Origin of the sequence: Clostridium tepidiprofundi DSM 19306 (genome assembly GCF_001594005.1) — a bacterium.
GTDB classification, from domain to species: Bacteria; Bacillota; Clostridia; order Clostridiales; family Clostridiaceae; genus Clostridium_AC; species Clostridium_AC tepidiprofundi.
The window spans coordinates 1-18,373 of record NZ_LTBA01000039.1; the positions used below are offsets into that span (position 1 = coordinate 1).

12 protein-coding genes are annotated in these 18,373 nt (G+C 27.2%); 3 read left to right on the forward strand and 9 right to left on the reverse strand.

What is annotated here, in order from left to right; translation table 11 throughout:
- Positions 1 to 336 precede the first annotated feature (336 nt).
- Positions 337 to 489 (forward strand): hypothetical protein, encoded by a 153-nt coding sequence (locus CLTEP_RS14895; RefSeq protein WP_161938370.1) that lies wholly within the window; start codon positions 337 to 339, stop codon positions 487 to 489.
- Positions 490 to 777: 288 nt separating this feature from the next.
- Here the strand turns inward: CLTEP_RS14895 and CLTEP_RS11170 are convergent, their stop codons facing one another.
- The 9 genes from CLTEP_RS11170 to CLTEP_RS11210 form a co-directional block, all read right to left on the reverse strand.
- Positions 778 to 2,451 (reverse strand): AAA family ATPase, encoded by a 1,674-nt coding sequence (locus CLTEP_RS11170; RefSeq protein ID WP_066826719.1) that lies wholly within the window; start codon positions 2,449 to 2,451, stop codon positions 778 to 780.
- Between the two features lie 287 nt (positions 2,452 to 2,738).
- Entirely contained in the window at positions 2,739 to 3,008 is a 270-nt protein-coding gene (locus tag CLTEP_RS11175; RefSeq protein WP_084364910.1) for a GNAT family N-acetyltransferase, read from the reverse strand.
- A gap of 38 nt (positions 3,009 to 3,046) precedes the next feature.
- Positions 3,047 to 4,348, reverse strand: a complete 1,302-nt coding sequence (locus CLTEP_RS11180) for a competence protein CoiA family protein (RefSeq protein WP_066826721.1) — start codon at positions 4,346 to 4,348, stop codon at positions 3,047 to 3,049.
- A gap of 63 nt (positions 4,349 to 4,411) precedes the next feature.
- Positions 4,412 to 5,095 carry a M48 family metallopeptidase gene (locus tag CLTEP_RS11185; protein ID WP_066826723.1) on the reverse strand — a complete coding sequence of 228 codons (684 nt, stop codon included), beginning with the start codon at positions 5,093 to 5,095 and terminating at the stop codon, positions 4,412 to 4,414.
- Positions 5,096 to 5,111: 16 nt separating this feature from the next.
- Entirely contained in the window at positions 5,112 to 8,378 is a 3,267-nt protein-coding gene (locus tag CLTEP_RS11190; RefSeq protein ID WP_066826725.1) for a type I restriction endonuclease subunit R, read from the reverse strand.
- A gap of 21 nt (positions 8,379 to 8,399) precedes the next feature.
- Positions 8,400 to 9,662, reverse strand: coding sequence for a restriction endonuclease subunit S (locus tag CLTEP_RS11195; RefSeq protein WP_066826727.1), 1,263 nt, complete (start codon positions 9,660 to 9,662; stop codon positions 8,400 to 8,402).
- 15 nt (positions 9,663 to 9,677) lie between these two features.
- A complete protein-coding gene (locus CLTEP_RS11200) occupies positions 9,678 to 12,014 on the reverse strand; it encodes a type I restriction-modification system subunit M (protein WP_066826729.1) in 2,337 nt (778 codons plus the stop codon).
- Positions 12,015 to 12,253: 239 nt separating this feature from the next.
- Positions 12,254 to 13,708: an MORN repeat-containing protein gene (locus CLTEP_RS11205; protein WP_066826731.1), complete on the reverse strand. Its 1,455-nt coding sequence runs from the start codon at positions 13,706 to 13,708 to the stop codon at positions 12,254 to 12,256.
- Positions 13,709 to 14,073: 365 nt separating this feature from the next.
- Complete coding sequence (locus CLTEP_RS11210) at positions 14,074 to 15,600, reverse strand: hypothetical protein (RefSeq protein ID WP_066826733.1); 1,527 nt, start codon at positions 15,598 to 15,600, stop codon at positions 14,074 to 14,076.
- A gap of 752 nt (positions 15,601 to 16,352) precedes the next feature.
- On the opposite strand from CLTEP_RS11210, the gene CLTEP_RS11215 reads away from it, so the two are divergent.
- Together CLTEP_RS11215 and CLTEP_RS11220 are read left to right on the forward strand one after the other, a co-directional pair.
- Positions 16,353 to 17,138 carry a hypothetical protein gene (locus CLTEP_RS11215; protein ID WP_066826735.1) on the forward strand — a complete coding sequence of 262 codons (786 nt, stop codon included), beginning with the start codon at positions 16,353 to 16,355 and terminating at the stop codon, positions 17,136 to 17,138.
- Positions 17,139 to 17,359: 221 nt separating this feature from the next.
- On the forward strand, positions 17,360 to 18,229 hold the full coding sequence (locus CLTEP_RS11220) for a type II toxin-antitoxin system PemK/MazF family toxin (protein ID WP_066826737.1): 870 nt from the start codon (positions 17,360 to 17,362) through the stop codon (positions 18,227 to 18,229).
- The last annotated feature ends 144 nt before the right edge of the window (positions 18,230 to 18,373 follow it).

Consider the following 18,373-nt stretch of genomic DNA (forward strand, 5'->3'; position numbering starts at 1 on the left):
AATTTCACTCCTGTTGTTAAAGTTTGTATTCAAAATAATTTATACAACAAAAAGTGAAATTTGTCTCTATTTTTTATGAAATTATTTAATTGTAAATATATGTTATGAAATTTTCTCAACTATAGTTAATAATCTATTTTGTATTCATTATATTTACGATTTGATTTGGATTGCAGTTATAATTCATTACTCAAACTTCGCACATAAAAAAAACGACTTAACCCATTGAAAATACAAGGATTTTGAGCATTTTAATATGGTAAATTCCACTTAAAAATGATATAATGTAAGTAACTACAAATACAAAAAATATCAGTTTTAAGAGGAATAACTCGTATGAACAATATACCACAAAATAATGAAAATGAAAACATATTTATTAAATCTATACCAAATTTTGTTAAACAATTTAAAGGGGCATGGATTATGGGTAAGAAGTGTCAAAAATTTGGTCTATTTTCAACTGTTCCATTTAATCAATCTATTTAAAATTCTATTTATTTATAGTATCCGTACGCCTTTAAAATCAAGTCATTCAGTGGTTTTTATCTATTTGTTTTTCTATATTATTTTCTATTTTTCTTTTCTATTTTTTTGTTTTCCCCTATATCGCAAGAATTCCTTGAGATACAAAAAAGCCATGTAATTCAAGGCATTTTCAGCCCAAAATTACATGACTTTTATTACAGCATATCAATACTCTATATTCTTTTCTATATTTTGTCATTTTCCTAACTAAAGAAAAACCATTTTCACATTTATGGTTTTTATATCTTTTTAACTTAATATGAAAACTTTTTTACCTTCAAAAGCTATACCAAGCTTAATAATATCTTTAATCCCTCTGTCTATAAGTTCTTGTTTATAATTTCTATCCTCTATTTGCTTCAAAGCATTTTTAGCTGCTTTTTCTAAAGTTTCCTTATCATCTTCATCAACCTTTTTAAATTCCAATATTATTCCTTTTTTATTTATATCCCTTGGTATAATCATTATATCGTATCTACCATATCCACTCTCTTTATTGGATTTAACCTCATAATCATCTGAAAGTGCTATAAGTATGCCTAACACAAAAGAATGATACACCTTTTCGCTTTCTTTTCCTGAAACATCAAAATAACTTACTGAATTTAATACAAACTCTCTAAATATCTTACTAAAAATTTTTATATCACCACTAACCAAACTCTTTAACATAACATTAAACTTTTCACTATTTATATTTTCTCTAAACCAAGCTAATATAATATCTTCATATAAATATTTCACTTCTAAATTAGGTATTTGCATGCTGCAATATGTTCTTCCTTTTTCTACCCTTTTATGAACTACTTTTAGATATCCACTAAATAACAAGAAACTCCATGCATTATTAGCATCTGTTTCTATTTCGTGCATTACTATATTTTCATTCACTACTTTTTCAATTTCTTTTCCATTTATTAAATCTTCAAGTTCTGTTTTTAGCTCCGTTCCACCTTTTGCAAGTACTCTTTTTACTAAATCATTACTGCTAGTATTTACCCAATAAGGTTTAAAACCTTCCTTATCATTTTTAATAAAATTTAATATGGACCAAGGATTATATATAACCTTATCTCCAAAATTATATCCATTGTACCATTTTCTTATTTCTTCTATTTCATAATCCTTATTGAAATATTTTAATAATTCTTTTACTTCTTTATATAAAAATCCAAAACTATCACTATAATGATAATTAACTATGGTAGATACTGATAAATTATTAAGTCCCGAAAATATGCTTTCCTTTGCCACTCTAAGTATTCCTGTTAATACCGCTTTTTCTAGAAAATCATTATCCTTTAACCCACCACTTAAAAAATTTCTCATAAATTCAATTACTTCATCATAATATCCATTCATAAAGCCACTTTGTATTGGTACATCATACTCATCTATCAATATAACAACTTTTTCTTTATGATATTTATACAAATACTTAGTTAAAATCTTCAACCCGTTTAAATAAGTTATATAAGATGCTTCACTTTTTAATATATCCATTATTTCTTTTTTTTCATACTCTTTTAATATGTTACTTTCTAAAATATAATCATGTTTTATAAATTCTTCTCTTACAATTCTTTGAAATCCACTTTTGCAATCTTCCCACTTTGAATGCTTTTCATCTTTGAATGTAATATAAATCACAGGATACTTTCCCTGCATCCTCATTATTTCTTCATGTTTATTTATCATTAATTCTTTAAAAAGATAAGAATTATCATGATCACATTTTTCATAAAAATATTTAAGCATACTCATATTAAGAGTTTTACCAAATCGCCTTGGTCTTGGAAGAAGTATAACTTGTGAACCATCCTCAATTATTTCTTTTATAAATAAACTTTTATCCACAAAATAATAATTATCATCAATTATTCTCTTAAAATCACTTATTCCTATTGGCAAGCGTGTTTTCATATAATCCCTCCATATGTTCCTCTTATATTAATTATACCCTAAACACATGGAAAGAAACTACTAAATACATAAAAAAGCCATGCAAATCCAGGCATTTTCAGCCCAAAATCACATGACTTTTATTACAACTTTATTTTCCTTAGTATGATTTTATTATTTTTAGTACAAGTTTATTTTGTTAGCTCAACTTCTTTTCCTAATTAACCGTCCCCTTATTCCTAGAAGTTGTAAAATGGGGAACGGTTCATTAGTAATATTAATAAAGAGGCATGTCCACTTTGCCTCTGCTAAATCATTTTTTCGAATTCTATCTCGTGTAATATAGGGATATTGTCATATCCTAATATCGGAATTTCTGGTTTAATTTTTCTTGATTCATTTACTGCATTAATGTATAATGCTTTCATATTGAATCCACGCTTTTGATAAAATCTTATTGCTCTAACATTGGCATTAGTTGTTATAAGCCATACTCTTTTGCATTTCTGTATTTTGGCAACTTCAATAACCTCTTCAATCAACTTAGTACCAATCCCTTTGTTTTCATATAGATAAATCCATTAAAATTTTAAGAATCACCTTATTACTTATTTCACTATATCTTAAATGAAAACTTACATTGAGGATAATTACTACAAGAAACAAACGACCCGAATTTTCCATATCTTTCAATTAACTTTCCATTACATATTGGACACACTAGTTCACTAACCGTTTTTTCTTGTAATTCTAAACTAGAATAACCAAATCCTGATTTCTCTAAAATCTTTCCATATGTATCTTTTATTTCCACACTTCCTTTTAAATAAAAATACTTACATATCAGTGTAATTATTTTAAAATCATCTGAACTTCCCCATTCCCTAAGATATTTTGCCGTACATTCTATTGATTTCTTATCACCTTTAAGTGCGTATTTGATTCTATTTTTATATGGAATATTACTATTACAATATCTCTTTATTTCTTCCTTATTTTTTATTTTAATTTCACTATTTTCAAATTTTGATTGAATAACCCTTTGTTCAGCTGTTTTATTCAATAACTCAATCCTACGTTTCTTTTCTTGTTCTTTATATAGCAAGCGCTGCTTCTCTTCGTATAAACATTTCTTAGCATAATAATTAGTAAACCTTTCATTTGCTTTTTTATATTCGTCAATGAAATCACATTCTATTTTCCCATTAGTATGAATTGTTATATCATTGAAATTATATGATTTAATATATAACTCTTCGAAGTCATTATTGCTCACATAAGGAGCTGAATATCTCATATTTTTTACAAGTATTAATTTCACATTATCAACATCTAAAAAAACTGCAACTTCATCCAATTCATTAAGCATAACCTGTTGAAAGAACGTAACTTCTACTTGTTTTTCCTTTAATTTCAACTTTTCTTCTTTACCACTAAGAATCCACAAAATGTTTATATTTAAATTTTTGTATTCTTCATGCTTTTCTTGCCAATAAATTATATCTAATTCTGTTCTTTGATACTCAACTGCCAACTTGTCACTATTATTAAATTCTATATATAAATCTGCTCTTCTTTTATTTGAAAATCTATAATTTATTTTAGCATTCGTATCAGGATACTTCTCCTTAAAGTAATGATACAATATCATTTTTCCTTTCTTGTGTTCTTCAGACTCTCTTAATGATTTATTGCTGAAAGAGCATCCATCGTCTTTAGATTTATGTGCAAAGTGAGGTACTCTTTTTCTTGGATCATTAACCTTTAATTGAACTTCTTTACCACATTCCTCGCATAATAGCTCTCCGACTTTACCTGCTATTTTCCATTCCTTCTTAAGTTCATAATTTAATGCATAGTTTGCATTAATAACATCGTATGCACATATTTGTTTCCCCTTATACAAACATGTTTCCATTTTACTCTCCCCCTGATTTTTTGAGTAGCTTCAAAATGTATTAATAAAATGTACCAACAAGCCTCAAATATCCAAACTAGCTCCATTCTCTCTAAGCCACTGTTTTTTCTTTTGATAGTCTGGTATTACCTTATCTACTGTATTCCAAAATCTATCACTATGATCTTTATAAATAATGTGAGCAAGTTCATGCACTACTATATAATCAATAATACTTATAGGAGCAAGAACACACTTCCAATGAAAATTCAAATTTCCTTCATCTGAACAAGATGCCCACCTATTTTTAAGCTCCATAATTCTTATATTTTTAGGATTAACGCCCATTTGCCTTTTATAAAGCTCTATTCTTTCTTGTAACTTCTTTAATCCCTTTTCTTTATAAAATGATTTGAACAATTCATCTGCCACATCAAGTTTTGATTTCCTCAAATAAAATCTTCCCCTGTAAAGTTTTAAATCTTTATCCGTCTTTTCCGTTACCTCAAGCCTATAAGATGAACCAAGATACAAAAATCCTTGACCACTTCTAAACTGTCTCTTCACTCTACTAGCATTCAAATCTTCCCATTCAGCTTTTTTACTATAAATCCAATACATTTTGCCTTCCAGTAATTCCTCAATCTTTTGCATACTAAGATATTCTGGAACTATTAATCTTACATTTCCATCCCGTTCAACAATTAGGCTTGAGGTTTTTCTTTTTCTTCTTATAAGTTCATATTCGATATCTTTATATTTTTCCATATACCAACTTCCTTGTTTAACTTACTAATATATCATGTCTGCTTTTCGCAAGATTTACAAATTCATTTGCAATAAGCTCTTCATTATTTTCTAATATTTCGATATTAGAAAACAATAGTATATCCCCTATATGCCCTTTTAATGCCTCTATTTCTGCAGGCGAACCCCAAAAATTAGTTCTTTTTATCTCTTGTGAAATAAGCCTTACTATTTCACAAGTAATACTCTTTAAGTTTTCTTCATTATCTACAATATTTATATCTTTAAATATTGTATTTATCAACAAATCATAGAAAGGAGCTTCTTTTTCTGGATTAAGCCCATTGTTAGACCCCATTCCCTTTCTACCTTTTTTCATTTCTTCATACAGTTCTTCCATAGCCTTAAATCTTGCTTCCATGTCTTCTGAATATCTTTTTAGTATTTCTTTTAATTTTTCAAGAAAACTATCATATAATGCTGGATCTGTATCTCTTTTTAGGTTAATCTCTTTTCTCATGGCATGTTCCATTTCACTTGCCTTTGCCTTTGGATTCTTATGTTTATCTAGATTTTTTTTGAAATCAACGTCAAATAACTCTAATGGTGGTACTTTATTACTAATACCTTCACTTTCAACATGTTTATTGATAAGTTCCTTTACTTTTTCTCCTACTCCGACCAAATTAACACTGTCGTCTTTAAATCTATGTCTTATTCTTGCTTGTATATGCCCAAAAGACCTCATAGCAAATCTATATTTTTTGTCGATATCTAAATTGATAAGTATATCAAGACTAGAAAGATACCTTTTATAATATACTTCAAATTGTGCTCTTGTTTGAATATTTTCACAAACATCAATACATTTTTCCAACACTTCGTACTGTTTAATTGAGTCCTTTATATTATACAAAACATAATCCTCTATTTCTTCAACACCCTTATTTAAAAACAAATTAATAAGTCTATTATATCTATCCCTAAGAATAGGTTTTTCTGTGTTAATATCAACTATAGTTCTAAATCCATCATCTTCATTTTCATCATCACCACTGTAAATACACAAAGTTTCTTTAAGCTGATTTGAAATACCTATATAATCTACAATATACCCTTTATATTTATTTTTATAAGTTCTATTAACTCTAGTTATAGCCTGGAATAGAGTATGTTCTTTCATAATCTTATCCAAATACATAACCTGCTCTATTGGTGCATCAAACCCAGTAAGAAGCCGATTACATACTATTAAAATACCAATTCCTGTTTCAGGCTTTTCATAATTATATTCTTTTTTAAAGTTACTTATAGCATTTAATTTCTTTGATTCCTTTGAAAGCCTAACCATATCGGCAGGGTCATTAGTCTCATCGGAAATAACTATTGCTGTTTTCAGAAACTTTAATTTCTTAATTAATTCATCATTTCTCATATAATCATTTTCAAGTTCTATAATCTTTTCTTCAATAGCTTTATCTATGAATTTCTTATACTTTACAGTCGCAATTTTATTTACACATACTACTTGAGCTTTAAATCCATCTATCAATATTTCTGAAACATAATGATCAACAATATCTTTTGATACAGTCTTTATATGGTCATCACTTTCAAGAAAATTCTTATAAGTTCCATACCTTTTATTTATTTCTTGAATTTCTTTTTCCGATTTATCCTTAAATAACTCGCTAAACTCAAATTCAAATTCTTTTTCTTTTACCAACTTAATCTTATCTTTTCTTCCCACATACAATATTTGTAATGTAGCTCCATCTTTAACTGAATCTTTAGCTCTATATTTATCTATATAATCTCCAAAAATATCAACAGTCTTCTTTTTATGCCTATCTGTAATAAGTGGTGTTCCTGTAAAAGCTATCTTTGTAGAATTAGGAAATGCCTTAAACAAATTTCCTGCTAATCCAAAAGGATTGTTTTGTGTTCTATGTGCTTCATCAATTAAAATAATAATTCTTTCAGAATCGTTTATCACACCCAATTCTTCAATCTCTGGCAACATATCCTCTTCAAATATTCCAGCTTCGATAAGGTTATCTGCTAATTTTTTCTCTTTCATCTTATCCCCAAACTTATGCATCATAACAAGAGTAAGGTCTGAACTATTTCCCGACAATTTAGGCTTTAATTGATTTGACCTTTCTATATAGTGAACAGTTTCACCTGTAAGTTTTGCTGTTTCTCCTAACTGTTCCTCAAGGTCTGTTCTATCGTTTACCATAATAATCTTATAATCCTTTAGCTTATCCATAAAACGCATTTGTCTTACCAAGAAAACCATAGTAAGACTTTTCCCTGAGCCTTGAGTATGCCATATAACACCACTTCTATCCAAATAATTATCTCCATTTAAAAGTTTATCAATAATTTTTTGAACTGCCCTAAACTGCTGATATCTACAAACTATTTTTATTTCCCTTTTAGCACTTACAGGTTTAAAAATCGTAAAATGCTTTATTATTTTCAATAAATTTTCTTTGTTAAGCATTCCTTGTATTAATATCTCTTGAGAACGAACTTTTCCTAATGGAGCATCAAAGTTTTCAAACCTTTTAGGATAAATGCTCTTCCACTCTAAATAATGCTCATAATTAGATGAAATAGTTCCTACTCTTGCCTCATCTCCATAGGTTGATATCATAAATTGATTATAATAGAAAAGAGCTTCTTCCCCTTCTTTTTCTCTCTTACCTTCTGTATTTAGTCTTCTGTTTTGGTATCTCAATAACTGCCTTATGCCTTCTTCCATAGCATCAGATGCAAAAGAAGAAGGTACTTTACATTCAATAACTACAACAGGTATACCATTTATAAATAGTACAATATCAGGTATTATGAATTTTTTAGCTGCCCCTACAGTATCTATCCTAAACTGATTTATAGCAAGAAAGTGGTTACTCTCTGGATTTTCGAAATCAATAAGTTTTACAGCCGGATTTCCCTGACCTGTAACCTCATTTTTATCTACCCTTGGTTTTGTTTCAATTAACAGTTCTGTAATAGCTTTATTAGTTTCTATCAAACTTGGTAATTTCACCTTTGTAATCATGTTATATAATTCATCAAGCTGCTTGTCTGTAAGCCATTCTACTCCATTATCTATTTTATTTATTTTTTTAACCCACTTTTTAAATTCTTTTTTTATAACTATCTCTCTAAAATTGTCACGAAGACTAACTTTTGGGTCTTGTGGTATGCATTTTTCCCCATGATTTATAATTGTCCAGCCTAAGCTTTCAAGCTGTTCTAAAAATGGTTTTTCAACCAATAAATATTCACTCATAATAAGCCCCCCATACTTACATTATTCCTCTACTTTCACCCTCACTTTTCCTGTTAGTAAATCTTCCATAAGCCCTGATTTTAATTTTTTTAGTTTTTCTAGGTATTGTTGTTCTTTTTCTATTAGTTGGTCTTGTTTTGATAATATATTAATAATTTGTTTTTGTTCATCTTGCATTGGAAAACAAATTGGTAATTTATAAAAATCACCATGATTTAAATCTGGTATTGTTGTGGTTCCAGCATATACACTTATTAAATTTTGTATAAAAAATATATTAAGATAATAATATAAATAATCTCTAATAACCTTACTTTTATCAAAATCAATTAGAAAAAAATTGTTATGAAAAACCCCTTCCACATTTGTTATTACCTGACCAGTATTGCCTGTCCTTGTCATTAGTATATCCTCTTTTTTACACACTACACTTTCTTTAGGATTTTCAATGTAAAATAAATTCGTTTCATCTTGAATATCATTCAAATATTGTACAGTAATATAAACATATCTATTTTCTCCCTCTTTTTTATATCTATTATCAATGGCAATCTGGAGACCTTGCCTAACTCTTGATATTTTATCAAAAGTTTTATATTCCCAATCCTTCGGTATCCTACCAACACCCTCAACTTCTTTAAATTCTGTTTCTTTTACCCATTTACTATCTTTAAATCTTATCTTTCCTATAAGAAGGTCATCCATAAGACCATTTTTTATCTTTTTATATTTTTCTATTGTTTGTTCTGTTTTTTCTATGTTTTGGTCTAGAGTTGAGAGTATTCGGGCTATTTTTTGTTGTTCTTTCAACTCTGGAAATAATCCTTCAACTTTTTTTATTTTTTCTTTATTTAAAGTTGCCCCTTTTATTGCTTGGTCTACTTCTTTTAATAAGTTCCATTGTTGTAACCCATAATACAAATAAACATTATCTGCTTCAAATTTACTCTTCTTAATAAATCCAGCTATAGCTTCATTCGTATATAAATCTTTCCCCGCAAAAGCAACTCTACCAATAGACAATTTAAAACTCATCAATACTGTTCCTTTAGGAATTCGTTTTACATTTGAATTTTTAACTCCACAATTAGTTAATTTTTCTCTTGTTTCAGTAATTTCTCTTTTATTTAAATCTGATATAGCTACCCATAAATTTCCCCCATAGCTTTTACTATACCAATATTTGGATTCTTCTCTGCTAGGTGTTCCTCCAATAACTATTTCATATATCTCTCCTAAAGTGTTTTTCTCCCATCCCTCAGGTATTTGCCTTATCTCTTCCACATCATCACCCCCATACTACACTTCATCATATCCAAGTTCTTTTAAGAAACCATTTAGTTCATTTCTTACCTTTTCTCTCTCTTCCAGTATACTATTAAGAGATATCTTATAATTATTCCAAAGATTTTCTACTACTCTTATAACATTTTGAAGCTCATCTTGTAGAAAGGATTTCATAATTTCATTTAATCTTCTATAGAATCTATTTAGTACAATTCCTTCTACTTCTGTTTCTGAAACCTTATTAGCTGCACCAGTAAGAAGGAGATTTAACACGTTATATTCCGATTCTTTTATCTTTTTATCATCTAATAATTTATCTAATATACCTTCTCTTTCATTTTCTATAAGGTCATATATTTTTTCATATTTTGATAGTGTAAATCCACTAATTTCTTTACTTTTGATTTTTTCTTTAAGATCACTAAGTTGTAAATCAATTAGTTCACCCATTGTTAAAAGATTTGAAATCCAGCCTGATGCTGCTACAGCTTTTAAATCATCTTTTATTTCATCATAATGAGAAACAAATACTCCCTCTAGTTGATTTATATCAAGCGATTCATAGGTAATAAATGTATCTGTAAAAGACTTCATAAGTTCGTTCTTAACCTTTATTACATCTTTTACATTATCAAGACTAGCTATCTTTGTTTTAGCGTTCTGCCACCAGTTTATTAGTTCTTTATTTATGTTAGCTCTTTTAGTAGCTACATCTTTGTCATTTTCAATAAATTCCTTTATATCTTCTTTTTTATTTATGTTATCTATAAATTCAAAATATTTTTCGTTTCTTTTTTTAAACAGTTTAAGAATATCAAAGCCTTGCTTTTTACATAACTCTATATTATTTAAAACTTCTTCTCTAGGAACCCCACCATATATATGTGCTGTTACATCATTTTTTTCTGCATCATCTGAATTATCTACATATCTTCTAATATTCAGATTAAAATCTTCCTTTCGTATATCTTCTATTGTTACTAGTTTTGAATATTTAGGAATTTCTACTTTATTTTCGTAAGTATGAACAATCTTTTGAATATCCTGTGGTCTTAATGTGTTTTGATTCTTTCCTTCTTTATAATCTTTATCAGCATTTATAAACAATATTTCTTTTCTATCCTTTACTCCTTCCATGTTTATAACAACTATACATGCTGGTATTCCTGTACCATAAAATAGCCCTGATGGTAATCCTATGATAGCTTCAATTAAACATCTACCATCTTTTGTTATAAGTCCTTCTCTGATATCTCTTTCCTCTCCACCTCTAAATAATACACCATGAGGCAATATACACGCCATTTTACCGTTTTCTTTAAGAGATGCTACCATATGTTGCAAAAACATAAGGTCAGCTTTTTTACCATTTTCCGGTGTATGACCAAATTCAAATCTTTCATCATGCTCAATCTCTTTTTTAGAATAATTTTGTGAAAAAGGTGGATTAGCAATAACTCTATCAAATTTCTTTAACTCTCCATTACTATCAAAAAATTGTGGATGAGCGAGCGTATCCTCATTTGCTATATCAAATTTAACAATATCATGAAGAATCATGTTCATTTTACACATAGACCATGTAGAACCTGCAAGTTCTTGACCATATAGAAATATATCTCTTGCATCTCCTCCATTTTCCTCAATATACTGTTTACTTTGAATAAGCATACCACCTGACCCACATGTAGGATCATATATTTCATGTCCTTCCTGTGGCTTTATTATTTTAACTAAGCAAGACACTATTTCTGATGGTGTATAAAACTCTCCACCTTTTTTCCCTGCTGAACTAGCAAAATATTTAATAAGATACTCATAGGCCGCTCCCAATAAATCTGGAGCTTCAAAATCTTCATTTTTCATTGGTATTTCATTAAATACATTTATAAACTCTATTAATGTAGAATCCTTCATTGCTGTTTTTCCAACTTTTTTAGTAAAATCTATACCTTTTAAAACTCCCTCTAATTTATTAATATTTGCTTCTTCTATAGCTGATAAAGCTGCATTTAATTCATCCGCAACATCTTTTTTAACATGGGCTATTCCTTTATTTTGACCATTTTCAACATAGCTCCATCTAGCTTCTTTAGGTACAAAAAAAGAATCACTATATCTTGCAGGATTTTCTAATTGTTTTTGAATTTTTTCCTCATTCCATCCTAATTTTTCATATTTCTTTCTTAGTTCATTTTGTTTTTCTGCAAACCTATCTGATAATCTTTTTAAGAAAAGCATGCCAAATATGTATTCCTTATATTCACTGGCTTCCATCTTACCCCTTAACACATCTGCTGCTTTAAATAATTTACTCTCCAATTTTGACAACGATAACTTACTGCTCATCTATGTAATCCCCTTCCGAAGCTATATTTTCTATCTAGTTAGTGTTTAATATAATGTATCCTTACAAATCATATTATATTAAATACTTGATTTAATTATATGCTCTTACACTAGTTTTTTCAATAATTGTAAACAGTATCTTTCCTGAAACTTAGGAACTATTAAATTATAGGATCGCTTTATTTCTATTTTCTTATCAGAAAATAGAGGAGTTCTATTCTAAACTGGAATATGAAAGTTTATATTTCAGTTTCTTGTATGTATTCTGTTCTTTTGCTTTTTTTAATTATTCTACACTCTCCATTATCCCACTTTACATCTCCATATATTCTGTATCCAATAGAACTTTCTTCTTCATATTTAATATAATCTTCATACTCATCTTCTCTTTCAATATACTCTTCCATTCTTTGTTGCTCTGCCATCCGATCATATACATCACCATTCAATTCTTGATATAGTAACACATTTTTTTCTATTCCTTTAACAAAATGTCCATTTTGAAAAAAACCTATCATTTGGGTTTTTTGTTTAGTACATTTTACTCCTTCTCCATTATATTTTCCATTTTCAAAACTTCCACAATACTCTATAAGCCCATTTTTATCATATTCTTTTCTTCTTCCTTTTATAAATATATCATTATCATATTCTCCATCAGAATATGGCTCTTCTGATTGTTTCTGTGAAAAAACTATGCCTTTAACTCTTTTCCCCTCTTCATACATCATTTCAAGATACTTTTCTCCATTGCTATAATATTCATACCTCATTCCTTTAACAAAATTATTATTATCAAACTCCCCATCATATCTTATCTTACCATTTTCATTATATATCTTACCTTCTCCGCTTAAATTATCATCCTTAATTTTACCATTATACCATATAATATTTCTATTAGCATAAATTTTGATAATATTATCCACACTACTTTTCATGTAATTACTACTATTAATAAATACTATTCTTTTTATCTTTTCAAAAATCCCTTGATATTCAATATTTAATATTGATTGTATATCCTCTATATTCAAACCTTCATATACATAATCTAAATAATTTTTATCAAAAACCTTACTTCCTATTCTTTTCAATTCTTCATCTAACTCAGAGTCCCATTTAACCTCTAATAACTCTTTTAGTGTCAATAAATCTCCATATAACTGATATATTTGACTCATATCTTTGTTTTCTAATTCATCCTTCATTACTGAAACATTTTTAATCCATTCATTACTAAAATATAGTCTTTTGGGAATCGTTACTTTTTTACCAATAATTCTTCCTTCATATAAATTTTTTAAATCCTTTAATCCTAACAACAAATCATAATACACTATCAAAGCATTTTCTTTCAGATAACTTTTTTCTTTATTTTCATCTTTTTTTCTAAGTTCTTCTGATATTTCATTACTTTTGATACTTGTCTTCCATATAAAATAACTAAACAATGCTGTAACTACAGTTTGCAGAAAATATATAAATAGTACTAAATAATCATTAAGTTTAAATGAATATCCCTCTGTTTCTATCCAAACTGTATTCCAATGAACTGGGATTAAACTTACTACAAGAAAATTCAATTTAATAATTGCTATAGATATACTTATCAATACAAAAGGACAAAAGAAAACCAATATAGCAAGCAACCCCTTGTGTTTCTTCATAAATTCTACAATTTTATTCATCATTCTATTCCCCCTTACCAACCTATTCTTCTTAAACTTCTTCTAAATATGTTATTATGAACATCGCTTAGTTTAACTTTACCATCAAATTCAAAAATAACCAACAGATAATCAAACTTAATTCCTTAACCATTTCCCTAATTTTTTAATAAATAACTTCTATTACAATATTAATTGCTTTTAATAAAAAAAAGCCATGCAATTCGATGCATTTTTAGCCCAAAATCACATGACTTTTATTACAAGTTTATTATACTGTATTTTATACATATTTATTAGACCAAATGTAATTGAAAACCTTTCTTGTTTTATTTTTTATTCTATACCTATCCTATTTTAAAAAATCAAAATAATATTTATAAGAAATATTATTCTTTATCTTCAAATACTTCGTACCAAAGTAACTGATTCTCATTACAACATCTATTCTTGTCGACTTGGATTATCTTTAATCCCTCACAAGACTCTAACCTTAACTTCTTTTTATATTCAGTTTCAACTTTTTTCGAACTTTGACTACCATTAGGAGCATAATGCAATATATATACCATTTTACCTTCATCTTCGATTAATGCTCTAAACATTCCATTTATATGCCCATCATCTGAATTAAAAGCAAATCCACAAACACATATTATATCGGCATCTTTGAATTTGTTAAATATATCAACATATCTTTCAGACATTTTTACTGATGTTAAAGGTTTAATCCCACTTTGAGTAAATAAAAAAGGTACAATTATATGATTTTTTTCATTGTTTTCTTCTTCCGATACTATCTTATTTAGATATGGATCATAAAAATCATTTACGGAACCATTCAAATAATATACTTTTTCTTTAGTTATATATTCTATAAAATCATTATAATTAGTTGTTCCTATAGCCGATATTTTATATTTTTGTTTTAATTTCAACACATCATGATAGTAACCATTTCCATTATCAATTTTATTCTTATTTTTTTCAGCAATTGACATTATATATCTTCTAACTGTATATAAAAAGATAACAATTTTACTGAATTTAGCCCAATCTGTTTTAGGATTATAAAGGTATCTCCAATTAGAGTCCAAAAGAGTTTGATAATCTAATGCTCTTGAAAAAATATCCTCTAAAATTAATCTGCCAAATTCTAGAATGATTTCTTCATTTGACTTTAATTCTTTTAAATCTTTCTCTTCACTTTCAATAATTAATTCTAATCCTTTTATACCCGTACCTGTATAATCTAAAGAAAAGATAGCACCTAAATCATCAAATAAATCCATAGTATCAGGACTTTTTTCAAAAATGCCATCATTCAATCTATGTACAAGTTTTTCTCCTAAAGAACCAATTAACAACTCTAATATTGTCCTCACTATTTCTTTTACTTTCTTTTTAAATTCAAATTCTATATCTTTCTTTTGTAATATTTTTAATAATGCAGAAAAGTAATCTGTTCCAAAAATATTATTAACATCATCCCCCAGTATGTTATTTAATCTAATCTCTTGTGAAAAATTAAATTTACCTACTTCACTTCCTATCACTTTTTCTAAAGCATCATTAATATTAATTCCTTTGTTTTGTAATTCATATACTATTGCTGATACATTATCGTCAAAATGATTCATGTAATCTATAATGATATTTCTTTTATTTTCTAAACTTCCTTTAACTAATGATTCATATTGCCCTTTTGTAAATGCAGTTCTTCTTTTCTCTAAAAAATTATCTGGCAACCAATTAGCATATAAAGACTGTTTGTCTACTTTTTCCATTTTCTCTTTCAAAGTATTTTTGTCCTTAGTTGTATCCATTTTGAAAATATCTAATGCAAATTTACCACCTGATGGTAATCCATATGAGCATTCTGCTCCCGCCCCAAAGAATAATGCAATATTTTTCATATCATTCACCAACCCAAATATATTTAAATAAATTGAAAAATCATTTTTTTCAATTTATTACATCTTCAAATTAATTATATATTAAACAAAACCTAGAAACAATATTATAACTATTCTTTCCAATCCTTAATTTTATAAATTATATAAGTGGCATACTTTCATCAGCAAATTTAAAATAAACACAGATTAGAAACAATGAGAAAAAAATACCCCCAATGCTATATAATATAGTCAGATCTGAGCAACCGACTAAAAAGCAAAGGTGGAAGTCCAATGAAGAACATAAATAGTTGTCATATACAAAATGGAATTGTAAGTACCATAAGTGTTTGCTCAAAATGTAGAATGCACAACGGTTAGCAGACTATTCAGTATATCTTAAAACATTTGCAAGTACCATGCCCTTATAGGACTAGAGCAAACCACCCGTTTTACGGATAGTTGTAATTTTAGTTTTCTGTATTATATTGTATAAATTATTCAAATTAATCTTCTCTGTTTACTTGTTTACTCAAATAAATTCTTCAAAGCAATTAAGAATATAAAGAAATTTTTGAATTAATATAGAATATTTAGTAAAATAATAATATGATTAAACCACAATAAGCTATGGATAAATTCCAAATATACAATATATAGTATTTATGAAATTGATTCTTATGCATATATAGTGATGAGTTTCTATTTAAAATACTTTCTATGGGATAACCATAATATATCAAAATTATGTTAGAAAGGAGTTATTTTTAAAAATGAGTGAAAAAATAATCAAATCACTAATTAATGTAATTGTTTTATTAGGAATAATTTTTGTATTAATTAAAGCTATAATAAAAATTACAACTTATATACTTAGAATATTTATCAAAGCTTTTTGGTGGGTATTAAATTTGTTGTTCAAGCTAATACTTATAATTACTGTTGTTGAAATTCTTAGTATGTTATGTACTATTATAGCTTTATTGGTAGTGTCTAAAGCAAATAAAATCAGAATAAACCAAATTTGGAATTACTTAAAAAATGAATATAGTTTTAATAAAGTGGAATTTTATAAAAATTTATTAATTCCCTTTAACATTTGTATCAAAATAATTAAATTATACAAAAAAAATGATATCAATGATTATTATAATGAAAAAAAATTAAATCAGCTTGTTAAAACTTTACCATCAGATAGTTCAAAAAAACTAGAAAGTTGTGCAAAGGTAATTAATGATTTACGAGTTGAAAAATATTCTCTACTGGTATCAAGCATTTATGATAAAAAACACGAACAGACTTATACAACTATATTAGATACAATAGTATGTATTTGTGAAAATTACAATGTAGAAGATAAAAATAATTTTAATGAAGTTAATAAAATTATTGATAAAACATATAAATATTTTAATGACTTGTACTCAAATATTGTTGAAATGCATGAAAAAGGACAAAACGAAGAATTGACAAAGATATCAACTAATTTATGTAATAATTTAGACAAGTTGTGTACATTTAATGATTTATTTAAGTCAGAAAAAGTAAGACAAGTTTAAATAATAGTATATTCAAAAAACTGTGGAGTGTTATTAATACTAAAAATAAAAATTAAAATTAAACAGTTATTGTAAGGATATTTATGATTATTTTCAATAAAGTTTTACTCAATTAGATGTTTCTCTTAAGACTTATAAATTTATTCTACAATGGTGCTATATCAATAAAATTATATAGTATAATAGATTTTGTACTACATAAAAAAAGGAGGACACACTAATTGACACAATATAATAACTTTAATAAAGTATCATTAAATAATTTAGACACTTTACATAAAGTAATACGAACAGTGAATCTAAATCATTTAACTCTACAACAATCAAATTTTAAATGTACTAATGGAGTTTATTATCCACTTTTAAATCGCGGTAATATTGTAAGATGTGAATTTATAGGAATAGGTTCTGAAATTGATGATACTCATTATGCTATTGTTTGGGACTGCCCTCTTAGCTCAGAATCAATTACAGTAATACCAATAACAAGCAAATTCGTTGAAGAGAGTAAACGTACATTCTGTTTAGGTACAATAAATAACTTTTTTACTGATAAAAATAACACAGTAATAAAGCCAAGCTATGTTTATCTCAATAAAATAAAAGAAGTATCTCGAAAAAGATTAACACCCTGGGTTATTCCTAATAGTAATCCAACTCAACTTGTAACTTTAAGTAATACTCAAATTGATAGAATCAAGGATGCTATAGCTATAACATATCTCGATGAAGAATATATAGTTGGAAAGCTTTGTTCCACAGGACTACAACTACCTATAGCTTATGATAATGATTTATTAACATCAGGGTATAGAAGGCTTCTATCTATATCTATTGATAAATCAGATAATAAACAACATAAAATTAAAATAGACTCAACTAATTCTGTATTTAATTTAAAATGCTTTTATCCACAGTACGATAACTCTGTAAAACCCTTATGTAACTTGATTAAATATCACAAGAATCACTTTACATTTAGGGAAAATATCCTAAAATCATTATTCTCTAATAACCCCAACAAGGTCAATGAAGCTAAACAAATAATTATGCACTTTTACAATAAATTCAAGAACAACTTAACTACTTAAAAATTTTAAATACTCCTCAGCTCTAAAGATTAAAAATTCTTCGCATTAAAATGTTATAAATATGTATATGTACTCAACGAATATTATTAGTGGAATACTAATTTATATTGTTTGAGGAGGTTTAAATAATTGAGGAAGACTAGA

Bases quoted from the DNA above. Each gene is read 5' to 3' on its own strand.
- CLTEP_RS14895 (WP_161938370.1), top strand. From the start codon at position 337: ATGAACAATATACCACAAAATAATGAAAATGAAAACATATTTATTAAA.
- CLTEP_RS11170 (WP_066826719.1), bottom strand. From the start codon at position 2,451: ATGAAAACACGCTTGCCAATAGGAATAAGTGATTTTAAGAGAATAATT.
- CLTEP_RS11180 (WP_066826721.1), bottom strand. From the start codon at position 4,348: ATGGAAACATGTTTGTATAAGGGGAAACAAATATGTGCATACGATGTT.
- CLTEP_RS11185 (WP_066826723.1), bottom strand. From the start codon at position 5,095: ATGGAAAAATATAAAGATATCGAATATGAACTTATAAGAAGAAAAAGA.
- CLTEP_RS11190 (WP_066826725.1), bottom strand. From the start codon at position 8,378: ATGAGTGAATATTTATTGGTTGAAAAACCATTTTTAGAACAGCTTGAA.
- CLTEP_RS11200 (WP_066826729.1), bottom strand. From the start codon at position 12,014: ATGAGCAGTAAGTTATCGTTGTCAAAATTGGAGAGTAAATTATTTAAA.
- CLTEP_RS11205 (WP_066826731.1), bottom strand. From the start codon at position 13,708: ATGATGAATAAAATTGTAGAATTTATGAAGAAACACAAGGGGTTGCTT.
- CLTEP_RS11210 (WP_066826733.1), bottom strand. From the start codon at position 15,600: ATGAAAAATATTGCATTATTCTTTGGGGCGGGAGCAGAATGCTCATAT.
- CLTEP_RS11215 (WP_066826735.1), top strand. From the start codon at position 16,353: ATGAGTGAAAAAATAATCAAATCACTAATTAATGTAATTGTTTTATTA.